Raw genomic sequence first — 11,778 nt, 5'->3', positions numbered from 1 at the left:
CTATATGGTGAGTATTCTAGTATCGAATCTTTTCAGCACAAGGGTTGATTTTGACGTTAAATTGAGGTTGTGAAAGGGTAAAAAAGGCTAAGTCCTCGTACCGTAAGGCCTGGACGACATGTCAATAATTAAGAAAAAAAATTCAAAATTTGATCGAGTGCTGATTTCTTCAACGGGAGGGCAGAATTGCGCAACATGATGTCGCGCAATCTTTATAAGAATAACGAATGACGTTAGTCGTTTTTGGCGGTTGTATGCAACATATAGTTAACATCCACGCCCGGGGCGAGTTTGAATTTATCGGTCAGCGGATTGTAGTGCAGGCCGGTAATGTGCTGCTCTTTAAGCCACGTCCGATCAACCCAGCTCAGTAATTCAGCAGGCTTAATGAATTTCTTCACGTCGTGCGTGCCTTTTGGCACCATGCGCAGCACATATTCCGCGCCGACGACGGCCATCAGCCAGGCTTTACCGTTACGGTTGATGGTTGAGAAGAAGACCTGACCGCCCGGTTTCACCAGTTTTGCGCAGGCGTTCACCACGGATTGCGGATCGGGAACGTGTTCCAGCATCTCCATGCAGGTCACCACATCATACTGGTGGGCATGTTTTGCCGCGTGTTCTTCCACGGTTTCCTGCACGTATTCAACCTGGATCCCTGACTCCAGCGCATGGAGACGGGCCACCTGCAAGGGTTCAAAGCCCATATCCAGACCGGTGACCGTCGCGCCTTCGCGCGCCATGCTCTCCGCCAGGATGCCGCCGCCGCAGCCGACATCAAGCACCTTCTTACCGAACAGGCCGCCGGAACGCTCCGCGATATAGCCCAGACGCAGCGGGTTAATGCGATGCAGCGGTTTGAACTCACCTTCGAGATCCCACCAGCGGGACGCCACCGCTTCAAATTTGGCAATCTCTTCGTGGTCAACGTTGTGAGCCACCGGGGATTTTTCGGCATTCATGGGCGCTTTTACTCCTTATTTAGCAAGACAAAGGAGTATATCAGGCAATCCCCATGAATAAAGCGTATAGGTTTACCTCAATCACCGCGGCTGTGTTATAATTTGCGACCTTTGAATCCGGGATACAGTAGAGGGATAGCGGTTAGATGAGCGACCTTGCGAGAGAAATTACACCGGTTAACATCGAGGAAGAGCTGAAGAGCTCCTATCTGGACTATGCGATGTCGGTCATTGTTGGCCGTGCGCTGCCGGACGTCCGCGATGGCCTGAAGCCGGTACACCGTCGCGTACTATACGCCATGAACGTATTGGGCAATGACTGGAATAAAGCCTACAAAAAATCTGCCCGTGTCGTTGGTGACGTAATCGGTAAATACCATCCCCATGGTGATTCCGCGGTGTACGACACTATCGTCCGTATGGCGCAGCCATTCTCGCTGCGTTACATGCTGGTAGATGGTCAGGGTAACTTTGGTTCTATCGACGGCGACTCCGCCGCGGCAATGCGTTATACGGAAATCCGTCTGGCGAAGATTGCCCATGAGCTGATGGCCGACCTGGAAAAAGAGACGGTTGATTTCGTTGATAACTACGACGGCACGGAAAAAATCCCTGACGTCATGCCGACGAAAATCCCTAACCTGCTGGTGAACGGCTCGTCCGGTATCGCCGTGGGTATGGCAACTAACATTCCGCCGCACAACATCACGGAAGTGATCAACGGCTGCCTGGCCTATATCGAAGATGAAGACATCAGCATTGAAGGGCTGATGGAGCACATCCCGGGCCCGGACTTCCCGACGGCGGCGATCATCAACGGTCGTCGCGGTATTGAAGAAGCGTACCGCACCGGTCGCGGCAAGATTTACATCCGTGCCCGCGCCGAAGTGGAAGCGGACGCTAAAACCGGCCGTGAAACCATTATTGTTCACGAGATCCCGTATCAGGTGAACAAAGCCCGTCTGATTGAAAAAATCGCCGAGCTGGTAAAAGAAAAACGTGTTGAAGGCATCAGCGCGCTGCGTGACGAGTCTGACAAAGACGGTATGCGCATCGTCATTGAGATCAAACGCGACGCGGTGGGTGAGGTTGTACTGAACAATCTGTACTCCCAGACTCAGCTTCAGGTCTCCTTCGGTATCAACATGGTGGCACTGCACCATGGTCAGCCGAAGATCATGAACCTGAAAGAGATCCTGAGCGCGTTCGTGCGTCACCGCCGCGAAGTGGTGACCCGCCGTACCATCTTTGAACTGCGCAAAGCGCGCGACCGTGCACACATCCTTGAAGCGCTGGCGGTTGCGCTGGCCAACATCGACCCGATCATTGAACTGATCCGTCGTGCGCCAACCCCGGCAGAAGCAAAAGCCGGGCTGGTATCCCGTCCGTGGGATCTGGGTAACGTGGCGGCGATGCTGGAGCGTGCGGGTGATGACGCGGCGCGTCCTGAGTGGCTGGAACCTGAGTTCGGCGTACGTGACGGTCAGTACTACCTGACTGAACAACAGGCCCAGGCGATTCTGGATCTGCGTCTGCAGAAACTGACCGGCCTTGAGCATGAAAAACTGCTCGACGAATACAAAGAGCTGCTGGAGCAAATTGCCGAGCTGCTGCACATTCTGGGCAGCGCAGAGCGCCTGATGGAAGTGATCCGCGAAGAGCTGGAGCTGGTCCGCGACCAGTTTGGCGACGAGCGCCGCACCGAAATCACCGCGAACAGCTCTGATATCAACATTGAAGATCTGATCAACCGCGAAGATGTGGTGGTCACCCTGTCTCACCAGGGCTATGTGAAGTATCAGCCGTTAACCGACTACGAAGCACAGCGTCGTGGCGGCAAGGGCAAGTCTGCGGCACGTATTAAAGAAGAAGACTTTATTGACCGTCTGCTGGTGGCCAACACCCACGACACGATCCTCTGCTTCTCCAGCCGTGGCCGTCTGTACTGGATGAAAGTCTATCAGCTGCCTGAAGCGAGCCGTGGCGCGCGTGGTCGTCCAATCGTCAACCTGCTGCCGCTGGAAGCGAACGAACGTATCACCGCCATTCTGCCGGTACGCGAGTACGAAGAGGGCGTGAACGTCTTTATGGCGACCGCCAGCGGTACCGTGAAGAAAACCGCGCTGACCGAGTTCAGCCGTCCACGTTCCGCCGGGATCATCGCGGTGAACCTGAACGAAGGCGACGAGCTGATCGGTGTGGATCTGACCTCCGGTTCTGATGAAGTCATGCTGTTCTCTGCGGCCGGCAAAGTGGTGCGCTTCAAAGAGAACGCCGTGCGCGCAATGGGTCGTACAGCGACCGGTGTACGCGGTATCAAACTGGCGGGTGAAGATTCCGTTGTTTCCCTGATCGTTCCTCGCGGCGAGGGTGCAATCCTGACCGTCACCCAGAACGGTTACGGTAAACGTACCGCGGAAAGCGAATACCCGACCAAATCACGTGGCACGCAGGGCGTTATCTCTATTAAGGTTACCGAGCGCAACGGTTCCGTTGTGGGTGCGGTACAGGTCGATGATGCCGACCAGATCATGATGATCACTGATGCCGGTACGCTGGTGCGTACACGCGTATCTGAGATCAGCGTGGTGGGTCGTAACACCCAGGGCGTTATCCTCATCCGTACTGCGGAAGATGAAAACGTGGTGGGTCTGCAGCGCGTGGCTGAGCCGGTGGATGACGAAGAGCTCGATTCCATCGACGGTAGCGTTGCGGAAGGTGACGATGAAATCGCGCCGGAAGCGGACACCGACGATGATGCAGCGGATGACGCTGACGAGTAATGTCTCCTGACGCAAAAAGGGCCGGATTCCGGCCCTTTTCTTTTACGTAAGCAGACAAGTGAACGTTGCGGCAAGCCGCGTTTACCGCTACCTTAACCACATTCTTTTGACCCCGACGGCGGAGCCTCGCCCCTTTGAAATACCTCGTCTCCTTTCGTACCACGCTGAAAGTTTCTCGCTATCTGTTCCGGGCGCTGGCGCTCCTGCTTTGGTTGCTGGTGGTCCTGCTGTCGGTGTTCTACATCGTCAACGCGCTGCACAAGAAAGAAGCGGAGATCCGCCAGGAGTTTAATTTAAGCTCCGATCAGGCCCAGCGTTACATTCAGCGAACATCTGATGTAATGAAGGAGCTGAAGTATATTGCCGAAAACCGACTGACGGCGGAAAACGGCATCCTGGCGCTTCGCGGGCGTAATGACAAAACCGAAGTGCCGGACTTCCAGCCGCTGTTCCCGGACTCCGACTGCTCCACCATGAGCAACACCTGGCGCGGGTCGCTGGAATCCCTCGCCTGGTTTATGCGCTACTGGCGCGACAATTTTTCCGCCGCCTACGATCTCAATCGCGTCTTCCTGATTGGCAGCGAAAATCTCTGCATGGCTGACTTCGGCCTGCGCGACGTGCCCGTCGAGCGTGATGATGCGCTGAAAAGCCTGCATGAGCGTATTGTGAAATATCGCAATGCGCCGCAGGACGAGCGCGGGAATAACATCTTCTGGATTAGCCAGGGGCCGCGCATGGGCGTGGGCTATTTCTACGCGCTGACGCCGGTTTACCTCGGTAACCGCCTGCAGGCGCTGCTGGGCATTGAGCAGACCATCCGCATGGAAAACTTCTTCACCCCAGGCAGCCTGCCGATGGGTGTGACCATTCTGGATGAAAACGGACATCAGCTGATCTCGCTTGCCGGGCCGGATAACCGTTTGAACGTCGATCCGCACTGGATGCAGGAACGCTCGTGGTTTGGTTACACCTCCGGCTTTCGTGAGCTGGTGCTGAAAAAAAGCCTGCCACCGTCGTCGCTGAGTATCGTCTACTCGCTGCCGGTCGATATGGTGCTGGAACGGATACGCATTCTGATTATGAATGCAATTCTGCTCAACCTGCTGGTGGGAGGGGCGCTGTTTACGCTGGCGCGCATGTATGAGCGAAGAATCTTTATTCCCGCCGAAAGCGACGCCCAGCGTCTGGAAGAGCACGAGCAGTTTAACCGTAAGATAGTCGCCTCGGCGCCGGTGGGGATCTGTATTCTGCGTACTCAGGACGGGACCAACATCCTGAGTAACGAGCTGGCGCACAACTATCTGAACATGCTGACGCATGAGGATCGTCAAAGGCTGACGCAAATCATCTGCGGTCAGCAAGTAAACTTTGTCGACGTGCTCACCAGCACCCATACCAACCTGCAGATCAGCTTTGTTCACTCCCGCTATCGTAATGAAAACGTGGCGATTTGCGTGCTGGTGGATGTCTCCGCACGCGTGAAGATGGAGGAGTCGTTGCAGGAGATGGCGCAGGCGGCGGAGCAGGCCAGCCAGTCGAAATCTATGTTCCTTGCCACCGTCAGCCACGAGCTGCGTACGCCACTGTACGGGATTATCGGTAACCTCGACCTGTTGCAGACGAAAGAGCTGCCGAAAGGGGTCGACAGGCTGGTGACGGCGATGAACAACTCCTCCAGTCTGCTGCTGAAAATCATCAGCGATATTCTCGATTTCTCTAAAATTGAGTCTGAGCAGTTGAAAATCGAACCGCGGGAGTTTTCGCCGCGTGAAGTGATGAACCACATCAGCGCCAACTATCTGCCGCTGGTGGTGCGTAAACAGCTGGGTCTCTACTGCTTTATTGAACCGGATGTGCCGCTGACGCTGCACGGCGATCCGATGCGCCTGCAGCAGGTCATCTCTAACCTACTTAGCAACGCCATCAAATTCACCGATATTGGCTGTATCGTGTTACACGTCTGCCGGGCGGGGGATTACCTGAGCATTCGCGTCCGTGACACGGGTGTAGGCATCCCGGCGAAAGAAGTGGTTCGCCTGTTCGACCCGTTTTTCCAGGTCGGCACCGGTGTGCAGCGTAACTTCCAGGGTACCGGTCTGGGGCTGGCGATTTGTGAGAAGCTCGTCAGCATGATGGACGGTGATATCTCGGTGGATACCGAGCCCGGCATGGGTAGCCAGTTCACCATCCGTATTCCGCTCTATTCGGCGCAGTATCCGGCAAAAGCGACGGTTGACGGGCTGAGCGATAAGCGCTGCTGGCTGGCGGTGAATAACGCTTCGCTGAATGATTACCTGACGGCGCTGCTTACCCATAGCGGCGTGAGGGTGTGCCGCTATGAAGACCAGACGCCGGACGCGGATGACGTGCTGATCGCCGACGAGATGCCGGAACAGGCGTGGCAGGGGAGAGGAACGGTACTCTTCTGTCGTCGCCACATTGGCATACCGGTTGAACGTGCGCCGGGAGAGTGGGTACACAGTGTCGCCACGCCGCATGAGCTGTTGAGCCTGCTGGCACGCATCTACAAAGTGCAGCTGGAAGAGAACGACGGAGCCGGTGAATTGCCGTCACCGGAAGGTCTGGCGTCAGTGAATGACGATATGATGATTCTGGTCGTGGATGACCATCCGATTAACCGCCGACTGCTGGCAGACCAGCTCGGGTCGCTTGGCTACCAGTGCAAAACGGCCAATGACGGTGTGGACGCGCTGAATGTGCTGAGTAAAAATCATATTGATATCGTTCTCAGTGACGTCAACATGCCTAACATGGACGGCTACCGTCTGACGCAACGTATCCGCCAGCTTGGCCTGACGTTGCCGGTGGTGGGCGTCACGGCGAACGCGCTGGCGGAAGAGAAACAGCGATGCCTGGAGTCAGGCATGGACAGCTGTCTGTCGAAACCGGTCACGCTGGACGTGCTGAAGCAGACCTTGTCGGTCTATGCGGAACGCGTCAGGAAAACGAGGATATAAAAAAGGCCCTTTCGGGCCTTTTTTATTTGCCCGGCGGCGCTTCGCTTGCGCGAACACCACCCGGCATTTACTGCGGTGATCAATCCTTGTCCGTTGCGCTCAGCGTCACGGAGGAGAGATAGTTCAGCAGGGCAATATCGTTGTCCACACCCAGCTTCATCATTGCGGATTTCTTCTGGCTGCTGATGGTTTTAATACTGCGGTTCAGCTTCTTGGCAATCTCGGTCACCAGGAAACCTTCAGCGAACAGGCGCAGAACTTCGCTCTCTTTCGGTGACAGACGTTTGTCACCGTAGCCACCCGCGCTGATTTTTTCCAGCAGACGAGAGACGCTCTCAGGCGTGAACTTCTTGCCTTTCTGCAGCGCAGCGAGCGCTTTTGGCAGATCGGTCGGTGCGCCTTGTTTCAGCACAATCCCTTCGATGTCCAGATCCAGCACGGCGCTCAGGATCGCCGGGTTGTTGTTCATGGTCAGAACAATGATCGAGATGTCCGGGAAGTGACGTTTGATATATTTGATGAGCGTAATCCCATCACCGTACTTATCTCCAGGCATGGAGAGATCGGTAATGAGCACGTGCGCATCAAGCTTTGGGAGGTTATTGATCAGTGCTGTAGAGTCTTCAAATTCACCGACTACATTCACCCACTCGATCTGTTCAAGCGATTTGCGAATACCGAACAGTACAATCGGATGGTCATCGGCAATAATTACGTTCATATTGTTCATGTATAAGGCTACCTTGCTACAGCAAGCTTTTGACGTAGTCGTCAATGTCGCTGATGTATTTTTCAATGCCAGAGGCATCTTTCTCACGAATTAGATGTTCCAGCGTTTCACATAACTGCTTGCCGGGAACCAGATTAAGCATGGCAAACACCCCTTTAAGCCGGTGTGCTGTCTGCGCCAGCGCTGCAAAATCATTCGCAGCGGACTCAGTATACAACCGCTTAACATCATCTGGTACTGTATCAACAAAGAGTGAATAGTATCCGCTGGCGTGAAGCTCGGCGTTTTCATTGCCGCCTAACGGGGATTCCGTTATCTCATCCTGCGCCAGCTGCTCTTCTATTAGTTGTAGTACAGCTTCCTGCATCGCATTGCTTATATTAAAGTTGACGCGCAGCTGGCCAGGGCCGATTTTCCGCACGCCTGACTCATCATCGCTTAAAAGCAAGCCCGAGGCAGTAAGATTAGACGGATTATCCGTTAAAAACAGATCAAATTCTTGACTTGCCAGTCGTTCATCCGGCGTGATGCAGGCCGCGCCCCAGTTTTCTAACTGACGCACCACGATGTTGCGGATCTCGTTTGAGGTCACATCCACCATCGCCACCACGTCATCCAGCAGGCGCTCTTCATCTTCTTCCTGCGGATTGACGGCCATTTTCACGTGCAGAGAGTAGCGGGTGCCGAGCGATTCACGTGCTTTGATATTCAGGTGGCCGCCGAGCTTACGCGCCAGCTGATCGCACAGCCAGAAGGTCAGGGCGTTAGCCTTACCGTAATGATCGCTTTGTGTGTCATTCAGGAACGGGAAGTGCAGATTATCAATTTCACTCGTCGTGACGCCTTCCCCGGTGTCCAGAATGCGGAACGTCAGGCGATCTTCTGCCGACTCGTCGGTGCTCACTTCGAGGGTGATCTTGCCGATCTGCGTGGTGGTCACGGCATACTGAATAATCATCAGCAGAATGCGACGTAGCGCTTCGCGATCGCCATGGCGTTCGTCATTTGCCGGTAAATGGTTGTTAATCAGCAGCTGCAGACCTTTACGCTTGATCACCGGCAGGACTTCCGGAACCACTTCATCGATCAGATCCTGAATGGAGAAGAGGGAAGGCGTACCTTTCCAGAAATCATTCTCCAGCATGTTCGCTAACTGGATCTCATCCACCATACGAACCAGCGAGTCGGCCTGGCAGGCAAGCTGGTGGCTTTCAGAGGTGTTTAACGCCGCCGCCTGGGTTGCCAGCGTTTTTAACGGCTGTTTGAAGGCGTCGCCAATATTCTGCATAAAGGCGGCGCGCCCCTGCTGGTTCTTCTCATACAGCCTTTGCGCCTGCTTGAGTTTCTTATTCACCAGCACTTCGCGATCCTGGTCGCGGATAATGAAGATTTGCGTGCGTGGGGCTACCTGACTGCGGAACTGACGGATCTCGTACAGTTCATTATTGATGGTGGCCTGAATAACCCCCTGGTGCTGATCCGCCATGGTGGTGATGTTCTGCAGGTTAAGATGCGGCAGCAGATGGTCTGCAATTTTATTGCTCATCACCGTGCGGTTCGCTTCCTGATCGTGGACTAATACGCCCAGCGGCAGCACGGAAACAATCTCTTCATTGAGCGCGCGTAACACGCGAAGTTCATTCGTGTTGCCCGCGGTGACCGCAGAGGCATCGCTCTGACGTCCCGGCTGGAAGCGGAAGGTGCTGTAGCCAAACAGGGCCAGCGCCAGCAGGCCGACATTCAGCAGCAACGGCAGCAAAATATTTTGCAGGGTATCGAGCAGCAGGGTGCCAAACGGTACCTGCCACACCAGGCGCATGCCGGTTGAGTTCAGTGACGAGGCAATTTCAATTTTCGAGCCGTTAAAGGAGATGGTGACGCTCTCTGCGGCCTCTTTGTCCGACGCCGCGCGCATGTTCTGGGTACTGCTGTCTGGCTCCATACGGAAGCTGTCGAGCGGCATATCCGGCGGGATCAAATCATTAATAGGCAAATCAAACGCCACGACCGTCGCCAGATGTCCCGGCTGGTTGAACGTGGTACGCAGGGTAAAATAGTGACCATTTTGCCAGGCCAGGCGGCGCAGCGATGAGAAACTTTCACGCTCATCAAGGGCATTCGCCTGCTGCAGCATTTCTGCACGGCGGGAATCGACAATGCCGCCAACGGTCGTCTCTTTAAAACCAGAAGAGAGATCTTTCAATGGCAGCGTCGAGATCAGGATCATGCTGTTGTCCTGACCGTTCAGATAGTACATCGACCACGGCACCGTCTCGGCACCCCAGAGGGTATCCAGATAGGTTGAAATACGCTGCGTCATCTCAAGCGTTGCGCTGTCGTGAGAGCCAAAGATAAGCGCCTCAGTCTTACGCTGCGGTTTTTCGAGATAGTAGACATCCTGCTTAAGCCGGGTCTCCTGAAGCCCATCCCCCGATGCGCTTGCAGGCGCTGCGGCAATATTGTCGTAAATCTGCCAGGTGGCGTAGCGCCAGGTATCAATGCGCTTGTGGACGGCATGAGTGATATCAACCACCTGGTAGCTCTTGTCCTTCAGCCAGGCGTTTACCGCGCTCTGCACCATCACGCCCAGGGTGACTAATAACACAACGATCAAAAGAAGAAAGAAACGGGTGATGCTCCCGGGAAGAAGGGAGAATTTGCTCGGGGCGGTAGTTTCAGTCTGACTCATTGATATCTTTAACCCGTAATGGTCGTGCTCTGTGGCGATAGGGCAGTATAAAGGGTAATACCTGAATTTCCAGCGCCACTGGCCTGGAACAGGCGACTTTTTCAGGGAACACTGAGGAAGAGGCGATGTGCGTTAAAAGTGTACAAGTTCACGATGCGTGTACAAATAAAAGAAACTTCTCGCCAGTAAATAGCACGAATTAACAAGAAATTAAGTTTCTGCTGAATTTTTGCACGTTGGTTGACCCTCGTAACGGGATTAGTTAATAGTCGTTACAATTTCGTGCTGGTAGCACATAAAAAGAAAAGTTACGTAAAGAAGGGTAAAAAAAAACCGAATGCGATGCATTCGGCTCAATTAGGGATAAACAGACATTCAAAACTGAATGACGGTAATAAATAAAGTTAATGATGATAGCGAGAGCTATTTTAGAGATTAGGAGCGATCTTGTTTTGTCATTCAGTGCTGTAACGATTTATATCCCAACTCATTGAAATTTAATGGAATAATATTAATTTTGATAATAAATGCTAATTTTCTAAGCTATTTGTGCTTTGTAAAAGTTCCTTGATATTAACATTCTGAAACATGTTGATAGATGAATGAAACATCTTCAAAGTTTTCGTATCATATTCGCATTGGATTATTCTGTAATTTTGCGGAGAATGAAATTGCCGACTGGTTAATGAGGGTTAGCCAGTAAGCAGTGGCAATTATAAGGCATATAACAGAGGGTTAATAAAATGAAAGTTAAAGTACTGTCCCTCCTGGTACCAGCACTGCTGGTAGCAGGCGCAGCAAATGCGGCTGAAATTTATAACAAAGATGGCAACAAATTAGATCTGTACGGCAAAGTTGATGGTCTGCACTATTTCTCTGACGACAAGAGTGCTGACGGTGACCAGACCTACATGCGTCTTGGCTTCAAAGGCGAAACTCAGGTTAACGATCAGCTGACCGGTTACGGCCAGTGGGAATACCAGATCCAGGGCAACACAACAGAAAGCGACAACCAGGCCTGGACCCGTGTGGCGTTTGCTGGTCTGAAATTCGCTGAAGCGGGTTCTTTCGATTACGGTCGTAACTACGGTGTGATCTACGACGTAACATCCTGGACTGACGTGCTGCCAGAATTTGGTGGTGATACCTACGGTGCAGACAACTTCCTGCAATCTCGTGCTAACGGCGTGGCAACCTACCGTAACCAGGACTTCTTTGGTCTGGTGGATGGCCTGAACTTTGCTCTGCAGTATCAGGGTAAAAACGGTAGCGTAAGCGGTGAAAACGACACCGGTCGTAGCACCCTGAAACAGAACGGCGACGGTTACGGTGCGTCCCTGACCTATAACCTGGGCGAAGGCTTCAGCATCGGTGGTGCAATGTCTTCTTCCAAACGTACCGCCGATCAGAACAACACGGCTAACCCAGCCCTGAAAGGCGAAGGCGATCACGCCGAAGTCTATACGGGTGGCCTGAAATACGATGCCAACAACATCTATCTGGCCGCGCAGTACTCTCAGACTTATAACGCAACACGTTTCGGCAACTCTCAGAGCAGCAGCGATATCTACGGTTTCGCTAACAAAGCGCAGAACTTCGAAGTGGTTGCTCAGTACCAGTTCGACTTCGGCCT

Annotated in this window: 6 protein-coding genes; 3 read left to right on the top strand and 3 right to left on the bottom strand. The window is 53.4% G+C overall.

Annotated features, from left to right (window positions below):
- Positions 1-233: 233 nt before the first annotated feature.
- Positions 234-962: a bifunctional 2-polyprenyl-6-hydroxyphenol methylase/3-demethylubiquinol 3-O-methyltransferase UbiG gene (ubiG, locus tag L977_RS11215; protein ID WP_014884609.1), complete on the bottom strand. Its 729-nt coding sequence runs from the start codon at positions 960-962 to the stop codon at positions 234-236.
- Between the two features lie 146 nt (positions 963-1,108).
- Here ubiG and gyrA point away from each other — a divergent pair, with 146 nt between their 5' ends.
- Entirely contained in the window at positions 1,109-3,745 is a 2,637-nt protein-coding gene (gyrA, locus tag L977_RS11210; protein ID WP_014884608.1) for a DNA topoisomerase (ATP-hydrolyzing) subunit A, read from the top strand.
- A 134-nt stretch (positions 3,746-3,879) separates the two neighbouring features.
- Positions 3,880-6,726 carry a two-component system sensor histidine kinase RcsC gene (gene rcsC / locus L977_RS11205; RefSeq protein WP_023330948.1) on the top strand — a complete coding sequence of 949 codons (2,847 nt, stop codon included), beginning with the start codon at positions 3,880-3,882 and terminating at the stop codon, positions 6,724-6,726.
- A gap of 79 nt (positions 6,727-6,805) precedes the next feature.
- Here rcsC and rcsB read toward each other — a convergent pair whose 3' ends face one another.
- A complete protein-coding gene (gene rcsB / locus L977_RS11200; protein ID WP_003859405.1) occupies positions 6,806-7,456 on the bottom strand; it encodes a response regulator transcription factor RcsB in 651 nt (216 codons plus the stop codon).
- A 16-nt stretch (positions 7,457-7,472) separates the two neighbouring features.
- Positions 7,473-10,145: a phosphotransferase RcsD gene (gene rcsD / locus L977_RS11195; protein WP_047625772.1), complete on the bottom strand. Its 2,673-nt coding sequence runs from the start codon at positions 10,143-10,145 to the stop codon at positions 7,473-7,475.
- Positions 10,146-10,888: 743 nt separating this feature from the next.
- Between rcsD and ompC the strand changes: the two genes are divergently transcribed.
- Positions 10,889-11,778: porin OmpC (gene ompC, locus L977_RS11190; protein WP_047625773.1), on the top strand; the 890-nt coding region annotated here is incomplete at its 3' end.

The organism is Enterobacter sp. ZOR0014 (assembly GCF_000798855.1).
GTDB lineage: Bacteria > Pseudomonadota > Gammaproteobacteria > Enterobacterales > Enterobacteriaceae > Enterobacter > Enterobacter kobei.
Note: the sequence above shows the minus strand (reverse complement) of the source record. Positions and strands in the feature narration are given on the sequence as shown.

Bases quoted from the DNA above. Each gene is read 5' to 3' on its own strand.
- rcsD (WP_047625772.1), bottom strand. From the start codon at position 10,145: ATGAGTCAGACTGAAACTACCGCCCCGAGCAAATTCTCCCTTCTTCCC.
- rcsB (WP_003859405.1), bottom strand. From the start codon at position 7,456: ATGAACAATATGAACGTAATTATTGCCGATGACCATCCGATTGTACTG.
- gyrA (WP_014884608.1), top strand. From the start codon at position 1,109: ATGAGCGACCTTGCGAGAGAAATTACACCGGTTAACATCGAGGAAGAG.
- ubiG (WP_014884609.1), bottom strand. From the start codon at position 962: ATGAATGCCGAAAAATCCCCGGTGGCTCACAACGTTGACCACGAAGAG.